This window comes from Brevundimonas sp. AVps7, from assembly GCF_058681545.1.
Genome location: NZ_CM178742.1, coordinates 2910636 through 2927018 on the forward strand (window position 1 = coordinate 2910636; position 16383 = coordinate 2927018).

The 16383-nt window shown below is 66.8% G+C and carries 15 protein-coding genes; 9 read left to right on the forward strand and 6 right to left on the reverse strand.

The window, feature by feature from the left end:
- The first annotated feature begins 61 nt into the window (after nucleotides 1–61).
- Nucleotides 62–565, forward strand: coding sequence for a YciE/YciF ferroxidase family protein (locus ACW17Y_RS14530; protein ID WP_492036384.1), 504 nt, complete (start codon nucleotides 62–64; stop codon nucleotides 563–565).
- A 112-nt stretch (nucleotides 566–677) separates the two neighbouring features.
- Here ACW17Y_RS14530 and ACW17Y_RS14535 read toward each other — a convergent pair whose 3' ends face one another.
- On the reverse strand, nucleotides 678–1274 hold the full coding sequence (locus tag ACW17Y_RS14535) for a CAP family protein (RefSeq protein WP_492036385.1): 597 nt from the start codon (nucleotides 1272–1274) through the stop codon (nucleotides 678–680).
- 122 nt (nucleotides 1275–1396) lie between these two features.
- On the opposite strand from ACW17Y_RS14535, the gene ACW17Y_RS14540 reads away from it, so the two are divergent.
- Complete coding sequence (locus ACW17Y_RS14540; protein WP_492036386.1) at nucleotides 1397–2602, forward strand: acetyl-CoA C-acetyltransferase; 1206 nt, start codon at nucleotides 1397–1399, stop codon at nucleotides 2600–2602.
- A gap of 11 nt (nucleotides 2603–2613) precedes the next feature.
- Nucleotides 2614–4791 (forward strand): 3-hydroxyacyl-CoA dehydrogenase NAD-binding domain-containing protein, encoded by a 2178-nt coding sequence (locus ACW17Y_RS14545; RefSeq protein ID WP_492036387.1) that lies wholly within the window; start codon nucleotides 2614–2616, stop codon nucleotides 4789–4791.
- 76 nt (nucleotides 4792–4867) lie between these two features.
- Here the strand turns inward: ACW17Y_RS14545 and ACW17Y_RS14550 are convergent, their stop codons facing one another.
- Together ACW17Y_RS14550 and ACW17Y_RS14555 are read right to left on the reverse strand one after the other, a co-directional pair.
- Entirely contained in the window at nucleotides 4868–5203 is a 336-nt protein-coding gene (locus ACW17Y_RS14550; RefSeq protein ID WP_492036388.1) for a hypothetical protein, read from the reverse strand.
- 121 nt (nucleotides 5204–5324) lie between these two features.
- Nucleotides 5325–6161, reverse strand: coding sequence for an aldo/keto reductase (locus ACW17Y_RS14555; RefSeq protein ID WP_492036389.1), 837 nt, complete (start codon nucleotides 6159–6161; stop codon nucleotides 5325–5327).
- A 59-nt stretch (nucleotides 6162–6220) separates the two neighbouring features.
- Here ACW17Y_RS14555 and ACW17Y_RS14560 point away from each other — a divergent pair, with 59 nt between their 5' ends.
- The 3 genes from ACW17Y_RS14560 (at nucleotide 6221) to ACW17Y_RS14570 (ending at nucleotide 10265) form a co-directional block, all read left to right on the forward strand.
- Nucleotides 6221–7180: an alpha/beta fold hydrolase gene (locus ACW17Y_RS14560; protein WP_492036390.1), complete on the forward strand. Its 960-nt coding sequence runs from the start codon at nucleotides 6221–6223 to the stop codon at nucleotides 7178–7180.
- Between the two features lie 85 nt (nucleotides 7181–7265).
- The gene (locus ACW17Y_RS14565; protein WP_492036391.1) at nucleotides 7266–8837 is read left to right on the forward strand and encodes a putative bifunctional diguanylate cyclase/phosphodiesterase; all 1572 of its coding nucleotides are present in this window, start codon (nucleotides 7266–7268) and stop codon (nucleotides 8835–8837) included.
- A 57-nt stretch (nucleotides 8838–8894) separates the two neighbouring features.
- Nucleotides 8895–10265 carry an alpha/beta hydrolase family protein gene (locus tag ACW17Y_RS14570; RefSeq protein ID WP_492036392.1) on the forward strand — a complete coding sequence of 457 codons (1371 nt, stop codon included), beginning with the start codon at nucleotides 8895–8897 and terminating at the stop codon, nucleotides 10263–10265.
- Between the two features lie 20 nt (nucleotides 10266–10285).
- Here the strand turns inward: ACW17Y_RS14570 and ACW17Y_RS14575 are convergent, their stop codons facing one another.
- From ACW17Y_RS14575 to ACW17Y_RS14585, 3 genes are all read right to left on the reverse strand, one after another.
- Nucleotides 10286–10693 carry a hypothetical protein gene (locus ACW17Y_RS14575; protein WP_492036393.1) on the reverse strand — a complete coding sequence of 136 codons (408 nt, stop codon included), beginning with the start codon at nucleotides 10691–10693 and terminating at the stop codon, nucleotides 10286–10288.
- Nucleotides 10694–10765: 72 nt separating this feature from the next.
- A complete protein-coding gene (locus tag ACW17Y_RS14580; protein WP_492036394.1) occupies nucleotides 10766–11701 on the reverse strand; it encodes a pirin family protein in 936 nt (311 codons plus the stop codon).
- A gap of 27 nt (nucleotides 11702–11728) precedes the next feature.
- Entirely contained in the window at nucleotides 11729–12217 is a 489-nt protein-coding gene (locus ACW17Y_RS14585) for an Lrp/AsnC family transcriptional regulator (protein ID WP_492036395.1), read from the reverse strand.
- Nucleotides 12218–12361: 144 nt separating this feature from the next.
- Between ACW17Y_RS14585 and ACW17Y_RS14590 the strand changes: the two genes are divergently transcribed.
- Genes ACW17Y_RS14590 through ACW17Y_RS14600 form a run of 3 tightly spaced genes read left to right on the forward strand, consistent with a single transcriptional unit; the run spans nucleotide 12362 to nucleotide 16372 of the window.
- Nucleotides 12362–13594, forward strand: a complete 1233-nt coding sequence (locus ACW17Y_RS14590) for a 3-methyl-2-oxobutanoate dehydrogenase (2-methylpropanoyl-transferring) subunit alpha (RefSeq protein WP_492036396.1) — start codon at nucleotides 12362–12364, stop codon at nucleotides 13592–13594.
- A 4-nt stretch (nucleotides 13595–13598) separates the two neighbouring features.
- Nucleotides 13599–14723: an alpha-ketoacid dehydrogenase subunit beta gene (locus ACW17Y_RS14595; RefSeq protein ID WP_492036397.1), complete on the forward strand. Its 1125-nt coding sequence runs from the start codon at nucleotides 13599–13601 to the stop codon at nucleotides 14721–14723.
- The gene (locus ACW17Y_RS14600) at nucleotides 14723–16372 is read left to right on the forward strand and encodes a dihydrolipoyl dehydrogenase family protein (RefSeq protein ID WP_492036398.1); all 1650 of its coding nucleotides are present in this window, start codon (nucleotides 14723–14725) and stop codon (nucleotides 16370–16372) included. Before ACW17Y_RS14595 ends, ACW17Y_RS14600 begins: the two co-directional genes overlap by 1 nt.
- The last annotated feature ends 11 nt before the right edge of the window (nucleotides 16373–16383 follow it).

A 16383-nucleotide genomic window follows, 5' to 3' on the forward strand; every position in this document is an offset into this window, starting at 1 on the left:
CGAAGACTGCAATTTCCTTTGATGGTGCGCGCGCTGGGCGCACCGTCAAAGGATATGCACCATGGTCGAAAAGACCCTCGACACCCTGTTTCACGACACGCTCAAGGACATCTATTACGCCGAGCGGAAGATCCTGAAGTCGCTGCCGAAGATGGTTCGGGCGGCGCAGTCGCCGGACCTGAAGGCGGCCTTCGAAAAACACATCGGCCAGACCGAAGGCCAGATCGAACGCCTGCAGCAGGTCTTTGAAATCATCGGCAAGCCGGCGCGCGGCAAGACCTGCGACGCCATCGAAGGCATCCTAGCCGAGGGCGACGAGATCGCCGAGGAATACAAGGGAACGGCCGCGCTCGACGCCGGCCTGCTGGCCGCAGCCCAGGCCGTCGAACACTATGAGATCACCCGCTACGGCACGCTGAAGCGGTGGGCCCTCGTGCTCGGCATGAAGGATGCGGCCAAACTGCTGGACGAGACCCTGCAGGAGGAGAGCCAGACCGACGAGGATCTGACGACGATCGCCGATGCGGCCGTCAACGCCGAAGCCATGCAGGCCAAGGCGGCATAGGTCTCAACGCGTATGGAGCGAACGGAGCCGGCGGGAGCGATCCCGCCGGCTTTCGCGCTTTTAGGCCGGAAAGGTTCAACATCGCGGCGCGCCACACGCCGGAGTGAAGGCCTCAGGGCCTTCGGCCGTCGATGTTACCCGGGGGGGAGTAGCGGCAGGCCAGCACCGCCCGGTCGCCCCGGCTCGCGACCGCGCAGCCGACATGGGTCGTGTCCCGCCAGATCAGCTGGGTGTAGTGGCCGACCACGACCCAGTCGCCGGTGCGGCTGACGTTCGGAAAGACGCCTGGCCGATAATCCCGGCGCTCATCGATCCAGTCACCGACCATGTCCTCGGGTGTGAACACCCGCTCGCCCCAGCCCATCCACAGGTTTTCGCCATGGCCGTGCGGGCGCGGATCATGGGCGAAACGGCCGCTGTCGATCAGTTCGACGGCCCAGTCGCGCGCCTCGGCCTCCAGCCTCTCGCTCCAGATCAGGGGGCGGGTGTTGGCCTGCGCCCGCTCACGGTTGTGGGCCGCCAGAAGGCGCGCCTCAACCTCGTCGGAAGGCCGGGCGTCGTCAGCGGGGACGATGGATCGCAGGGTCCGGGCCTGTTCCGAGGCCGGTTCGAACCAGACGGCTTCCTCCGCCGGGCCGGACTGGGCGCAGGCGCTCACGGCCGGGGCGAGGGCGGCGACGATTGCAGCGAGAAGGCATCGGGTGTTCATCGCAGACGAATCCCTCGTGACCGGGGCCGTTCCAAGGCGCTACAACTCTTATCTTGACGTTGACGTAAACGTCGGCTTTAGACGCTTGACCTTCCAATCCGTCCTCAATGGAGACTGACCCCATGACCGAGGCCTACATCTACGACGCCGTGCGCACGCCGCGCGGCAAGGGCAAGAAGGACGGATCGCTTCACGAGATCACCGCCCTGTCGCTGGCGACCCAGGTGCTGGAAGCGCTGCGTGACCGCAACGGCCTGGACACCTCGAAGGTCGACGACGTCATCCTGGGCTGCGTCTCGCCAGTGGGCGAACAGGGCGCGGACATCGCCCGCACCGCCGTGCTGTCGGCGGGCTGGGCCCAGACCGTGGCCGGCGTACAGATCAACCGCTTCTGCGCCTCGGGCCTGGAAGCCGTGAACATGGCCGCGGCCAAGGTGAAGTCCGGCGAGGCCGATTTCGCCGTCGGCGGCGGCGTCGAGGCCATGAGCCGCGTGGCCATGGGCTCGGACGGCGGCGCCTGGCCGGTCGACCCGTCCTCGGCCTTCCCGACCTATTTCGTGCCCCAGGGCGTCTCGGCCGACATGATCGCGTCGAAATACGGCTTCAGCCGCGACGACGTCGACGCCTATTCGATGGAAAGCCACAAGCGCGCCGCCGCCGCCTGGGCCGACGGCCGGTTCTCGAAGTCGGTCGTGCCGGTCAAGGATCAGCTCGGCCTCGTTCGTCTGGACCGTGACGAGACTATTCGTCCGAATACGGACATGCAGTCTCTCGGCGGGCTGAACCCCTCCTTCGCGATGATGGGCGAGATGGCCTTCGACGCCGTGATCGGCCAGCGCTACCCCGAAGTCGAACGGGTCAATCACGTCCACACACCCGGCAACTCGTCGGGCATCGTCGACGGTTCGGCCGGCGTCCTCATCGGCACGCTGGAGGCCGGCAAGGCCCTGGGCCTGACGCCCCGCGCCCGCATCAAGGGCGCCGCCTCGATCGGTTCGGAACCCTCGATCATGCTGACGGGTCCGGAGTTCGTGACCAAAAAGCTGCTCGGCAAGCTGGGCATGACCGTCGCCGACATCGACGTGTGGGAGCTGAACGAGGCCTTCGCCGCCGTCGTGCTCCGCTACATGCAGGCGCTGAACATCCCGCACGACAAGATGAACGTGAACGGCGGCGGCATCTCGATGGGCCACCCCTTGGGCGCCACGGGAGCCATGATCACCGGCATCGCCCTGGATGAGCTGGAACGTTCCGGCAAGGAAACCGCCCTGATCACCCTGTGCATCGGCGGCGGCATGGGCACCGCCACCGTCATCGAACGCGTCTGAGGATCACACCGATGGAAAACTTCAAGATCGACGTCGACGCCGACGGCATCGCCCTGGTCACCTTCGACGTGCCGGGCCGGTCGATGAACACTCTGACCGGCAAGGTCATGGACGAGCTGCCGGCCCTGGTCGAACGCATCAAGACCGACGACGCCATCAAGGGCGCGGTCATCACCTCGGGCAAGGCGTCGGGCTTCTGCGCCGGCGCGGATCTGGGCGACATGGCCTCGGGCCTGCTGTCCGGTTCGGGCGACCTGCAGAAGGCGTTCGACGCGGGCTGGAAGATGAACGGCTCGCTGCGCGCGCTGGAAACCTGCGGCAAGCCGGTGGCGGCCGCGATCAACGGCCTGGCCCTGGGCGGCGGTCTGGAACTGACGCTGGCCTGCCACTACCGGGTGGTCGGCGACGATTCGAAGATCCAGCTCGGCCTGCCCGAGATCAAGGTCGGCCTCTTCCCCGGCGGCGGCGGCACCCAGCGCCTTCCTCGCATGATCGGCGTGCAGGCCGCGATGACGGCGATGAGCGCCGGCTCCTCCTGGCGTCCGAACGACGCCAAGGGCGCAGGCGTGGTCAACGAAGTCGTAGCCAAGGGAACCGAAGTCGAGGCCGCCAAGGCCTGGATCAAGGGCGGCGGAAAGGCCGTGCAGCCCTGGGACTCCAAGGACTTCAAACAGCCCGGCGGCGGCCCCTACCATCCGGCCGGCATCCAGAACTTCCTGGTCGGCAACGCCATGCTGCGCAAGCAGTCCTACGGAAACTATCCGGCCGTCGTGAACCTGATGAAGGCCGTCTATGAAGGCATCCAGGTGCCGATGGACGCCGCCCTGCGGATCGAGACCCGCTACTTCATCAAGACCCTGATGACGCCCCAGGCCCAAGGCATGATCCGCTCGCTGTTCCTGTCCAAGCAGGAGCTCGACAAGGGCGCCGTGCGTCCGGCCGGTATCCCCGCCTCGGACGCGAAGAAGGTCACCGTCATCGGCGCCGGCATGATGGGCGCGGGCATCGCCTATGTTCAGGCCCTGGCCGGCATCCAGACGATCCTGATCGACCGCACTCAAGAGGACGCCGACAAGGGCAAGGCCCATGTCGAGGAACTCCTGAAGAAGCGTCTGTCGCGCGGTCAGCTTACCCAGGACAAGTACGACGCCCTGCTGGGCTCGGTGGTCGCGACCACCGACTACGACCAGATCAAGGGCTCGGACCTGGTCATCGAGGCCGTGTTCGAGAACCGTGAGATCAAGGCGGACGTGACCAAACGGGCCGAAGCCCAGCTGGAAGCCGGCGCCGTGTTCGGCTCAAACACCTCCACCCTGCCGATCACCGGCCTGGCCGAGGCGAGCGTGCGTCCCGAGGACTTCATCGGCATCCACTTCTTCTCGCCCGTCGACAAAATGATGCTGGTCGAGATCATCCTGGGCGAGAAGACGGGTCAGGCGGCGATCGCGAAGACGCTCGACTACGTCATGAAGATCAAGAAGACGCCGATCATCGTCAACGACGGCCGCGGCTTCTACACCTCGCGCTGCTTCGGCACCTATGTGGCCGAGGGTCTGGCCATGCTGGAAGAGGGCTATGCCCCCGCCCTGATCGACAACATCGGTCGCATGACCGGCATGCCGCGCGGCCCGCTGGAAATGCACGACGACGTCGCGCTCGATTTGTCGATGAAGGTGTCGAAACAGACCGCACTCGACCTCGGCGCCAAATACGTGCCGCTGGCCGGCGCCGAAATCATCCGCACCATGGTCGAGGACCTGGGTCGGTACGGCCGCAAGAACGGCAAGGGCTTCTACGACTACGACGTGAAGCCCAAGAAGCTGTGGTCGGGCCTGGCCGAACTGGCGCCGGTCAAGATCAACGACTCGACGCCCGAGCTGGTCGAGGACCAGAAGCAGCGCCTGCTCTATCGCCAGGCGGTAGAAGTGGCGCGGTGCTGGGAAGAGGGCGTCATCGACGACCCGCGCGAGGCCGATGTCGGCGCCATCCTGGCCTGGGGCTTCGCGCCCTGGACCGGCGGGCCGATCACCTACATCGACCAGATCGGCCTGAAGGCCTTCGTGGCCCAGGCGGACGACTATGCCGCCCGCTACGGCGACCGCTTCAAGGTCCCCCAGCTGCTGCGCGACATGGCGGCGAAGGGCGAGACCTTCTACGGCACGTTCACGGGCGCCAAGGCCGCGGCCTGATCGCCCTCAGAGCCTGAAAAGACAACGGCCCCGGGATCGCTCCCGGGGCCGTTTCCTCAGGTGATCCGTGGACGGATCAGCCGCCGGTGAACTCGAACGTCGTGCCATTGATCTCGCACATGTCGACGCGCTCGACATAGTCGGTGCCATCGTCGAACGTGTAATAGAAGTCGTACATGCAGTCTTCCAGACCATCATCGACAGTAATTTCGACAGTGTCGCCGGGCTCGACCTGATAGTCGAGGATGTTGTCGCTCCAGTCGTCCGACGACGACTGTCCGTACAGGATGGAGTCGACGGTCTTGTCCGAATTGTTCTCGATCGAGAACGAGACCGCGGCCGCCTGGGCGGAAGCGGAGGCCGGAACGGCGATGGCGGCGGCGGCCGCGACGATCATGAGCAGGCTACGCATGGTGGAAACTCCCCCAGCCGACGACATGTCAGCGTAATGGATATTTCTGTATCCGAACAACGGTCAACCGAAAAGCGTGGCCGTATTCAGCGTCATCTTCCGTCAGCGCCCTCCGGCTTCGTCAGATGATGTCGAGCGGCTGGCTGGTGGTCGGCGGCGGGAAGGCGCGGTCGAGCGCTTCGATGTCCTCGTGGTCCAGTTCGATCTCCAGCGCCGCGGCATTGGCCTCGACATGGGCGACGGTTGAGGCCTTGGGGATGGCGATGACGCCCTCTTGACGCAGGACAGCGGCGAGCGCGATCTGGGCGGGGGTCGCGTCATGCCGGTCGGCCACGGCCAGCACGGCGGGATGGTTCATCAGATCGCCCCGCCCCAGCGGCGAATAGGCCATGACAGGCATCAGCCGCTCCTGAGACCAGGGCAGCAGGTCGAACTCGATGCCGCGCGAGCCGAGATTGTAGAGAAGCTGGTTGGTGGCGCAGCGCTCACCGCCGTCGACCTCCTCCAGCCGGTTCATCGTGCGGATGTCGAGATTGGACACGCCCCAGCGGGCGATCATGCCCTCGTCGATCAGCTCCTCGAACCCGGCGACGATCTCCTCCATGGGGACCCGGCTCTCCCAGTGCAGCAGATAGAGGTCGATCCGTTCGACGCCGAGCCGTTCCAGCGACTTCTCGGTATGGAGCATCATGGTCATCTCGCCGGCGTTCTCCGGCCGGATCTTGGACACCAGGAAGACCTCGTCGCGGCGGTCCTTGATGACTTCCCCGACCAGTCGTTCGGCGCGGCCGTCGCCGTACAGTTCGGCCGTGTCGATCAGGGTCAGACCGAGGTCGATGCCGCGCGAGAGGGCGGCCTGTTCGGCGTCGCGGGTTTTCGGATCGTCGCCGATCATCCACGTCCCTTGGCCCAGGACCGGAACGATCGTACCGTCGGAGAAGCTGGTCATACGGGTCATGGCGACATCAATGCACGACGTCGCGTTCGGCTTCAAAGGCCTCTTCGGAGAACCGTCCCATGCAGACCCGGATCGTCCAGACCGACGGCCTGAAACAGCAGATTTTCGAGGCCGGCGAAGGGCCTCTCGTCCTGTTGATCCACGGCTTCCCGGAACTGGGCATCAGCTGGCGGGCGCAGGTCGCGGCCCTGGCCGGAGCGGGGTACCACGCCGTCGCCCCGGACATGCGCGGCTATGGCGGGACCGACAAGCCGGAGCGCGTCGAGGACTATTCCGTCCTGAATCTGGTCGGCGACATGGTCGATCTGGTCCGCGCTCTGGGAGAAGAGAGCTGCACGGTCGTGGGTCACGACTGGGGCGCACCGGTCGCATGGCACTGCGCCCTGATGCGGCCGGACGTGTTCACAGCCGTCGCCGGCCTGTCGGTGCCGTTCCAGCCGCGCCGCGCCAAGGGGCCGCCGGTCGCCGCCATGGCGGCGATCGCCAGGCGCGCCGGACTGGGCGAGCTCTATATGGTCCAGTTCCAGGACCCTGATCACCACGCGATCTTCGAGGCCGACGTGGCGGGAGGCCTGAGGAAGGGGTTCTACGCCTACGACGGCGCCACGCCGCCGGATCGCCAGTCCACCGGTTTCATCCCGCCGGGCCAGAACTTCCTGTCACAGGTCACGGAGGACGCGACCCTGCCGCCGTGGATGAGCGAGGCGCACCACGCGGAATATGTCGCCGCCTTCTCGGCCGGCGGCTTCCGGGGGCCGCTGGCCTGGTATCAGAACATCGACCGCAACTGGGCCCTGACGGCCTTCCTGCACGGCAAACAGATCCGCCAGCCGGCGATGTTCATGGTCGGCGAACGCGATCCCGTTCGCCACTACGCCGGTCAGCACGAGGCCGGCCTGAAGGACTGGCTGACCGATCTGCGGTCCCGGACCGTCCTGCCGGGCGCCGGCCACTGGCTGCAGCAGGAGCGGCCGGACGAGGTCAATGCGGCGCTGATCGGGTTTCTGAAAGGCCTTTAGAGAACAGCGACTAACGAGCTTAGCCGTTTGTTAGCGGTGCATCCGCTAGGGTGCGGCAATACGACGCCGCCAAAGGCCCCGCTTGATGAAACGACCCGCGTCGCCCGTTGCGCCCCCCAGGTCAGATCGCGCCGCCGCGCGGTCGCTGGCGGAGCACACGACGAGCGCCCTCACCGCCGTCGCCCTGTTGACCCTGGTCTTCATCGTCGGCTTCCTGGTCACCCATGCGGCCTCAAGCCCGACCCTCGCATCGGCCATGCCTGCGATCTACGCGGGTCTGATCGCATCCAGCCTTGTCCTCGTCCGCCAGTGGAAACAGGACTGGAACGCTCGCCGAGCCGGTCAGGCCGGCGCCGCCCATATGGCGTTTCGCGATCCGGTCACCCAGTTGCTGAACGCCGAAGGGTTTGCCGACGCGCTCGCCCACTACGCGCCGCAAAGCGACGACACCGAAGAGTCCCTGGCCATCCTCTGTGTCAGCCTGGGCCGGCTGAAGGACATCTACGATCGGCTCGGCGAATCCTGCGGCGATGAGGTCCTGCGCGACCTCAGCGCGCGCCTCGTCTCGGCCTTCGGCGACGACGCACCGGTCGGCCGGATCGGCGAGGACATGCTGGCCGTGTTCCATCCCGCGTCGAGCGGGATCAAGCTGGCCCTGGTCGGCGGCCAGATCAACCGTCTGATGGACCTGCCGGTCGGGACGCCGGGCGGCGACGTGACCGTCCCGTCCACCATCGGGGTGAATTTCGTCAATATGCCTGTCGTCGCCCCGCGCGACGCCATCCGTCAGGCCCGTCTCGCCAACTCCGCAGCGCGCTCGAGCGGCAGCGGCCTGGCCTTCTTCGAAGCCTCTCTGGATCACGCCCAGCGCCTCCAGCTGGATCTTGAGATCGAGCTGAGACAGGCGCTCCAGGCCGGTGAACTGCAGATGGTCTATCAGCCCCAGATCAACGAGATCGGGGCGACGATCGGGGTCGAGGCGCTGATGCGCTGGCCCCATCCGACGCGCGGCCAGATTCCTCCGGCCGTCTTCGTGCCGATGGCCGAGGCCGCGGGTCTCGGCGAAGCTCTGGGCCGCTACGCCATGGACCGGTCCTTCGCCGACGCCGCCCTGTGGCCGGGTTTGAAGATCGCCATCAACGTCTCGCCGGTCCAGCTGCGCTCCCCGACCTTCATCGCCACGGTGAAGAGCCTGCTCGCCCAGCACGGGGCCAAGGCGAACGGTTTTGAGTTCGAGATCACCGAGGGCGTGCTGCTGGAGGCCGACGCCACCGTCCTGGGGAACCTCGAACAACTGCGGAGGATGGGTTTCCAGATCGCGCTCGACGACTTCGGCACCGGCTATTCCAGCCTCAGCTATCTGGGCCGCTTCCCGATCGACAAGATCAAGATCGATCGGGCCTTCGTCACGCCGCTCGGCCTGCGCAGCGACGCCTCGTCCATCATCCGCGCGATCAGCGACCTGTCGGAAGCCATCGGCGTCAAGGTTCTGGCCGAAGGGGTCGAAACCCGGTCGCAGCTCGACCTCCTGCGGGCCGAGGGCTGCAACCAGGCCCAGGGCTATCTGATCGGGCGGCCGATGCAGCCGGGCCAGATCACCGACCTGATCAACGCCCCCGCGAGCGACATCCACAGCGCCCGGTCGCACGCGGCCTGACGAGGGCTTGCTTCCGGCGGCCCCGGGCTGGTCTACTCCCCTGACGTAAAGGGGCGCATGATGATCGAGGCAGTGGCGACAGCAACGGCTCCGGCTCAGGCGCAGGCTGCCGATCTGGCGGGTCGGTGGGAGGGCGCGATCCGCGTCGGCGACGCCTCCATCCCCGTCGTCATCCGCGTGGCCCAGGGTCCGGACGGACTGATCGCCCTGATGGACAGCCCTGCCCAGAACGCCCGGGACATCCCTGTCGCCGGCCTGTCGGAGGCCTCCGGCGTCGTCCGTTTCACGGTGCCGATGGCGGGCGGCCGGTTCGAGGGCGCGCGGTCCGAGGACGGCTCGACCTGGACGGGGACCCTGTCTCAGGGCGCGGTCTCCATGCCCCTGATCCTGACCCGCACGGCTGCGACCGTCGAGGTCGCGCCGCCCCCGCCGCCGAACCGGCCCCAGACCCCCATACCGCCCTTCCCCTATGCGGCCGAGGAGGTGACCTTCCCGAATGCCGGCGCCGGGATCACCCTCGCCGGGACCTTGACCTTGCCTCAGGGCGAAGGCCCGTTCCCCGCCGTGATCCTGCTGACCGGCTCGGGCGCGCAGGACCGGGACGAGACCATCCTCGACCACAAGCCCTTCGCCGTCTGGGCCGACGCCCTGACGCGACGCGGAATCGCCGTGCTGCGCTATGACGACCGGGGCATGGGCGGGTCGGGCGGCGGGTCTCTGGACGAGACCACGGCCGACTTCGCGACGGACGCCGTCGCCGCCATGGACTTCCTGCGCGCGCGACCGGACATCGACGCGGCGCGTATCGGCCTGATGGGTCACAGCGAAGGGGGGTTGACCGCCCTGATCGCCGCCTCGAACGGCGCGCCCGCCGCCTTCGTCGTCATGGTCGCCGGGCCATCCGTATCCGGCGCGGACATCCTGGTCGAGCAGACGAAGCAGATCGTTCTCGCGTCCGGCGGGACAGAGGCCCAGGCCTTGCAGACCGAAGCCATCCAGGCCCGTTTCATGCTGGCCGTCCTCAACAACAGGGACGACGGACCCGCCGCCGCCCGGGCGATTGAAGCTCTGGCCGCCGAGATCGGTCAGCCTGCGGCCCAGGCGAGCGCCGCCGCGCGCCAGATGAGCTCCGGCTGGTACCGCTATTTCACCGCCTATGATCCGGCCGATGCGATCCGGGCGCTGCATGTCCCCATGCTGGCGGTCTATGCCGAGCGCGACCGCAATGTCCCGGCGGAACAGAATGCGACGCATCTCCGGACCCTGAAACCGGACGCTGAAGTCGTCGTCCTGCCGGGACTGAACCATCTGATGCAGCACGCGACGACCGGTCTGCCGGGTGAATACGCGACGATCACCGAGACCTTGGCGCCCGTGGCGATCACGGCCGTGACGGACTGGGTGGTGCGGGTGACAGAGCGCCGATAGTTACAGCTACGGCCTGATGGCTAGAGGTTCCCGCCTTGCAGGTCGCGAGTTAGCTCCGCATCCAGCGCCTGAAACTCCAGGAACAGAGCATCGCACTCGGTGCGCCCCGCGTCGCATCGCATGGAGCGCTTCATTCTGAGGGCCCCGCCCTCTTCGTAAAGTTCACGGCAGGAGGCGGCGGGGAAGGCCGGCTCGGACGGCAGGGTTACGACAAGCTGATACATCGGCTCGCTGCCGCCATCGAACATCTCGAACCTGTCGGATGGGATCGGCACCGCGCGCAGGTCTGATGATTGTCGGGCTTGGGCTATGAAATCTGCGGCATTCCGACCAACCAGCCCGCACATCTCGGTCGGGCCATTGGCAAGTTCGTGCACACCTTCGGGCACGCTCTGAGCGGCCGAAGCGTCTCCAAAGGTGGAGGCCATTATCGCGAGAGCCGCCAGAATCCTACGGCCGGTGGTGTATGCGACGACTGGCATCACTGTTCTACCGCTCTCCTACACCGGATGTGTCGGTTCGGGCTTGATCGGCTCCGACCGCGTCGTGACCGCGGAATCCTCCGGCAAGGGAATGAACTCCAGATCGTCCTCGTCGGGCAGTTTCATCCGGCCCTGTTTCCAGTCTTCCTTGGCCTGATCCAGACGCGCCTGGGACGATGAGACGAAATTCCACCAGATCAGGCGCTGGCCCACCGGCTCGCCGCCGAGCGCCATGACAGTGGCCTTGGTCAGGGACTTCACCGTCGGCTCGACATTGGGCTCCAGCACGATCATCTGGCCTTCGTGGAAGGCGCGGTCGCCGACCTCGATCGACCCCTTTGCGACATAAAGGGCGCGCTCGGACATGCCGCCCGAACCCTTGCCGGGAGGCGGAGCGGTGCGGATGCCCGCCTGCATCTCCCAGTGCACATAGAAGAGCGGCGAAGAGGTCTGGACCCTGGCCTTGGCGCCATAGGCCTCGCCCGCCACCAGACGGGCGAACAGACCGCCGTTCTCATAGGCCGGCAGGGCGTCCTCGCCGTAGTGCTGGAACGAGGGGTCGGTCTCCTCGGCCTCGTCTGGCAGGGCGATCCAGGCCTGCATGCCGTTCATCGGCCCGCCTTGGGCCTTCTTCAGCGGATCGGTGCGCTCGGAGTGGGTGATGCCCTTGCCGGCGGTCATCCAGTTGACCTCGCCCGGACGGATCGCCTGGGTATAGCCCAGGCTGTCGCGGTGCATGATCTCGCCCTCGAACAGATAGGTCAGGGTCGACAGGCCGATGTGCGGGTGCGGGCGGACGTTGATCGCATCCGCGCCCGGCGCGAACTCGGCCGGTCCCATATGATCCAGGAAGATGAAGGGCCCGACCATGCGGCGCGAATGGAAGGGCAGGATGCGTCCGACCTCGAACCCGCCGAGGTCCTTCTTGCGGGCGTCGATCACCATTTCGATCATGGGCGGGCTCCTGGAGTTTGGGCTGGCCTAGGCCAGATGCGGCGTGATGATGCCGAGCGGAAGGGTGGTCACATTCTTCACGCCGCGAGTGACGATATGGCTCTCGCAGTCGGAGACGATGCCGAGCGACAACAGCTTGTCGCGAAGGAATTTGTCGAAGGCGTGCATGTCCGAGGTGATGATCCGCAGCACATAGTCCTCGCGGCCCGTGATGGTGGCGCACTGGACCACCTCGGGCCAGTTGGCGACGGCGGCCTCGAAGGCGTCCAGGTTCTCACGCGAGGGCAGGCTGAGCTTGACGATGGCGTAGACCTCGAAGTCCAGACCCAGCAGGGCGGCGTCGAGCAAAGTCACCCGCTTGCGGATCAGCCCGGAATCTTCCAGTCTCTTTATCCGACGCCAGCACGGCGAGGCCGACAGTCCCACCCGCTCCGCGACTTCTGCGACGGACAATCCAGCGTCCTGCTGCAGGATGTCCAGAATTCGAGCGTCGATGGGATCCAGTTCGTCCGCCAATGCGTTTCTCCATTTGTCGTTATGACGCAATAAAATACCCTAAAACCGCTTGACGCAAGGCGAAAATAGGCGAGCCTTGATTTCGCGCCCATGCTATCCAGCCGCCAATACTATGCGGTCGGATCAACCGAACGGCAGGATGGAATGACCAGGAACACCAAGCCGCTCTCGCTGCGCGTGCCGGAGCCCTCGGGGCGACCGGGCGACGCGCCGGATTTCAGCCACCTGAAGCTCGACGCCGCGGGCGCCGTGGACCGCCCCGCGGTCGACGCCCGGCCGGTCCAGATGCTGGATCTGGCCTTCCGCCTGATCCGGGTGCTGGACGATGACGGCAATGCCGTGGGCCCGTGGAACCCGCGCCTGGATGCCGAGACCCTGAAGAAGGGTCTGAAGGCGATGATCCTGACCCGCGCCTTCGACGACCGGATGCACAGGGCCCACCGCCAGGGCAAGACCAGCTTCTATATGAAGTGCACGGGCGAGGAGGCCATCGCGGTCGCACAGGGCATGATCCTGTCCCGCGAGGACATGGGCTTCCCGACCTATCGCCAGCAGGGACTTCTGATCGCGCGCGGCTATCCGCTCGTCGACATGATGAACCAGATCTATTCCAACGCCTCGGACCCGATCAAAGGCCGCCAGCTGCCGATCATGTATTCGGCCAAGGACTACGGGTTCTTCACTATCTCGGGGAACCTCGGGACCCAGGTGCCCCAGGCCGTCGGCTGGGCCATGGCCAGTGCCTACAAGGGCGACGACAAGATCGCCATCAGCTGGATCGGCGACGGCGCCACAGCCGAGGGCGACTTCCACAACGCGCTCACGTTCGCCGCCGTCTATCGCGCGCCGGTGATCCTGAACGTCGTCAACAACCAGTGGGCCATCTCGTCCTTCCAGGGCATCGCCGGCGGTATGGAGACGACCTTCGCCTCCAAGGCCATCGGCTATGGCCTGCCGGCCCTGCGCGTCGACGGCAACGACTTCCTCGCCGTCTGGGCCGCGACCCAGTGGGCCGAGGAACGCGCCCGGTCGAACCAGGGCGCCACCGTCATCGAACTGTTCACCTACCGCGGCGCGCCCCACTCGACGTCCGACGACCCGAGCCGCTATCGCCCCGGCGACGAGCACGAGAAATGGCCGCTGGGCGATCCGGTCGCCCGCCTGAAACAGCATCTGATCGCGCTCGGCGAATGGTCGGACGACGCCCAGGCGGAAGCCGAGGCCGACGCCCTCGCCCAGGTCCGCCAGGCCGGCAAGGAATCCGAAGCCATCGGCACGCTGGGCCAGTCGCGCCCGAGCGTGAAAACGATGTTCGAGGAGGTCTTCGCGACCGAGGACTGGCGCCTGACCGAACAGCGCCGCGAAGTAGGAGTCTGATCCGATGAGCGAACAGACCTTCACCGAAGCCGACCGCACCGACGGCATCGAGCCCGACATGGTCGATCAGAACGACGCGCCGGCTTCCGAGGCCCCGACCTCGGGCGTCCAGCCGATGAACATGATCCAGGCGCTGAACTCGGCCCTGCACGTCAAGATGGCCGAGGATCCGAACGTCCTCAGCTTCGGCGAGGACGCCGGCTATTTCGGCGGCGTCTTCCGCGTCACCGACCAGCTGCAGCAGAAGCACGGCCTGACCCGCAGCTTCGACACCCCTATCTCGGAGTGCGGCCTCGTCGCCGCCGCCATCGGCATGGGCGCCTATGGCCTGCGTCCGGTCGTGGAGATCCAGTTCGCCGACTACATCTATCCGGCCTACGACCAGATCGTCAGTGAAGCCGCCAAGATGCGCTATCGCTCGGGCGGCCAGTTCACCTCGCCGATCGTGGTGCGTTCGCCCTACGGCGGCGGCATCTTCGGCGGCCAGACCCACTCGCAGTCGCCGGAAGCCCTGTTCACCCATATCGCCGGCCTGAAGGTCGTCATTCCGTCCAACCCCTATGACGCCAAGGGTCTGCTGACTGCGGCCATCGAGGACGACGACCCGGTCATCTTCTTCGAGCCCAAGCGGCTCTACAACGGCCCGTTCGACGGCTGGCACCAGAAGCCCGTCTCGCCGTGGAAGGCGCAGGACCTGGCCCAGGTCCCGACCGGCAAATACGTCGAGCTGATCGGCAAGGCGCGCATCATGCGCGAGGGCAATGACGTCACCATTCTGGCCTACGGCACCATGGTCTGGGTGTCGCTGGCCGGCGCCGAGCACGCGGGCGTGGACGCCGAGGTCATCGACCTGCGCTCGCTTGTGCCGCTCGACATCGAGACCATCGAGGCCTCGGTCAAGAAGACCGGCCGCTGCGTTATCGTGCACGAGGCGCCGAAAACGTCCGGGTACGGAGGGGAGCTTTCGGCCCTGGTTCAGGAACGCTGCTTCTATCACCTCGAGGCGCCCGTCACCCGCGTCTGCGGTTGGGATACCCCCTACCCCCACGCCTTCGAGTGGGAGTATTTCCCCGGGCCGGAACGGGTCGCCACCGCATTGAAATCCGTGATGACCGGAGGGTCGCGCTGATGGGCCGCTACGTCTTCAAACTGCCCGACGTCGGCGAAGGCACCGCCGAGGCCGAACTGGTCGGCTGGCACGTGGCTGTCGGCGATATCGTCGCCGAAGACCAGCTGCTGGCCGACATCATGACCGACAAGGCCACCGTCGAGCTGACCTCTCCCGTCTCGGGGATCGTCACCACCCTGCACGGCGAGCCCGGCGCCATGTCGCCCGTCGGCGGGCCGTTGGTGGAGTTCGAGGTCGAGGGCGCGGGCAATGCCTCCGCGGAGGCCGAGCCGGCTCCGGTCGCCGCGCCTGAGCCCGAGGCAGCTCCCGCCATGGCAGCGCCCGAGGCCGAAGAGATCGTCGAAACGCCTTCGACCTCCGCCGCTGGCAACTACGTCTTCAAGCTCCCTGACGTCGGCGAAGGCACGGCCGAGGCCGAACTGGTCGCCTGGCACGTCGCCGTCGGCGACACGGTCCAGGAAGACCAGCTCCTCGCTGAAATCATGACCGACAAGGCGACCGTCGAACTGACCTCTCCGGTTGCCGGCGTGGTCGCGGCCCTGCACGGCGAAGTCGGCAAGGCGTCGCCGGTCGGTGGCGCTCTCGTCAGTTTCGAGGTCGAGGGCGCCGGCAATGTCGCCGCCGCGCCGAAGCCCGCTGCGCCCGCGCCTGTCGCCGCTCCGGTCACAGTCGCGCCCGTCACCAAGGCCGAGGCGCCCAAGGCAAAGCCGGCTGCGGCAGCCTCCGCCGCTCCCGTCGCCCGTCAGGCCCAGACGGCCGGCGTCCGCCCGCTTGCCTCGCCCGCGGTGCGCAAGCGCGCCCGTGAGCTGGGTCTCGAGTTGCAGTTCGTGCCCGGCTCCGGCCCGGCCGGACGCATCGAGCATGGCGACCTGGACGCCTTCGTCTCGGGCGGCGCGCGCGGACCGTCCGAGTACGGATCGTCGCCCGCCTCGACCTATGCGAAGGCCGACGGGACCACCGAGGTCCGCATCATCGGTCTGCGTCGCAAGATCGCGGAAAAGATGGCCGAGAGCGTCCGGCGCATTCCCCACATCACCTATGTGGAGGAGATCGACGTGACGGCGCTGGAAGAGCTCCGCGCCCATCTGAACGCCCAGGCCAAGACCAGCGGCAAGGCCAAGCTCAACGTCCTGCCCTTCATCGCCCGCGCCATCGTCGTGGCCCTGCGCGATCAGCCGCAGATCAACGCCACCTATGACGACGAGGCCGGGATCCTGACCCAGCATGCCGCCGTGCATCTGGGCATCGCCGCCCAGACGCCGAACGGCCTGATGGTGCCGGTCGTCCGCCACGCGGAATCGCTCGATCCCTACGCGACCGCCGCCGAGATCGCCCGGGTCTCCGGCGCAGCCAAGGACGGTTCGGCCAAGCGCGAGGAACTCAGCGGCTCGACCATCACCATCACCTCGCTGGGGACACTCGGCGGCGTGGTCCACACCCCGATCATCAACCACCCCGAGGTCGCCATCGTCGGCCCCAACAAGATCGAGGAACGGGTCGTGGTCCGCAACGGCCAGATGGTCGTGCGCAAGATGATGAACCTGTCGTCCAGCTTCGATCATCGCATCGTCGACGGCCACGACGCGGCTGTCTTCGTGCAGCGGATCAAGGGCCTGCTGGAACATCCCGCGACGCTCTGGATGGGCTGAGGCGAGACCGG

What these genes read in the sequence shown, in the direction of transcription:
- ACW17Y_RS14530 (WP_492036384.1), top strand. Translation starts at nt 62, where the DNA reads ATGGTCGAAAAGACCCTCGACACCCTGTTTCACGACACGCTCAAGGAC.
- ACW17Y_RS14535 (WP_492036385.1), bottom strand. Translation starts at nt 1,274, where the DNA reads ATGAACACCCGATGCCTTCTCGCTGCAATCGTCGCCGCCCTCGCCCCG.
- ACW17Y_RS14540 (WP_492036386.1), top strand. Translation starts at nt 1,397, where the DNA reads ATGACCGAGGCCTACATCTACGACGCCGTGCGCACGCCGCGCGGCAAG.
- ACW17Y_RS14545 (WP_492036387.1), top strand. Translation starts at nt 2,614, where the DNA reads ATGGAAAACTTCAAGATCGACGTCGACGCCGACGGCATCGCCCTGGTC.
- ACW17Y_RS14550 (WP_492036388.1), bottom strand. Translation starts at nt 5,203, where the DNA reads ATGCGTAGCCTGCTCATGATCGTCGCGGCCGCCGCCGCCATCGCCGTT.
- ACW17Y_RS14555 (WP_492036389.1), bottom strand. Translation starts at nt 6,161, where the DNA reads ATGACCCGTATGACCAGCTTCTCCGACGGTACGATCGTTCCGGTCCTG.
- ACW17Y_RS14560 (WP_492036390.1), top strand. Translation starts at nt 6,221, where the DNA reads ATGCAGACCCGGATCGTCCAGACCGACGGCCTGAAACAGCAGATTTTC.
- ACW17Y_RS14565 (WP_492036391.1), top strand. Translation starts at nt 7,266, where the DNA reads ATGAAACGACCCGCGTCGCCCGTTGCGCCCCCCAGGTCAGATCGCGCC.
- ACW17Y_RS14570 (WP_492036392.1), top strand. Translation starts at nt 8,895, where the DNA reads ATGATGATCGAGGCAGTGGCGACAGCAACGGCTCCGGCTCAGGCGCAG.
- ACW17Y_RS14575 (WP_492036393.1), bottom strand. Translation starts at nt 10,693, where the DNA reads ATGGCCTCCACCTTTGGAGACGCTTCGGCCGCTCAGAGCGTGCCCGAA.
- ACW17Y_RS14580 (WP_492036394.1), bottom strand. Translation starts at nt 11,701, where the DNA reads ATGATCGAAATGGTGATCGACGCCCGCAAGAAGGACCTCGGCGGGTTC.
- ACW17Y_RS14590 (WP_492036396.1), top strand. Translation starts at nt 12,362, where the DNA reads ATGACCAGGAACACCAAGCCGCTCTCGCTGCGCGTGCCGGAGCCCTCG.
- ACW17Y_RS14595 (WP_492036397.1), top strand. Translation starts at nt 13,599, where the DNA reads ATGAGCGAACAGACCTTCACCGAAGCCGACCGCACCGACGGCATCGAG.
- ACW17Y_RS14600 (WP_492036398.1), top strand. Translation starts at nt 14,723, where the DNA reads ATGGGCCGCTACGTCTTCAAACTGCCCGACGTCGGCGAAGGCACCGCC.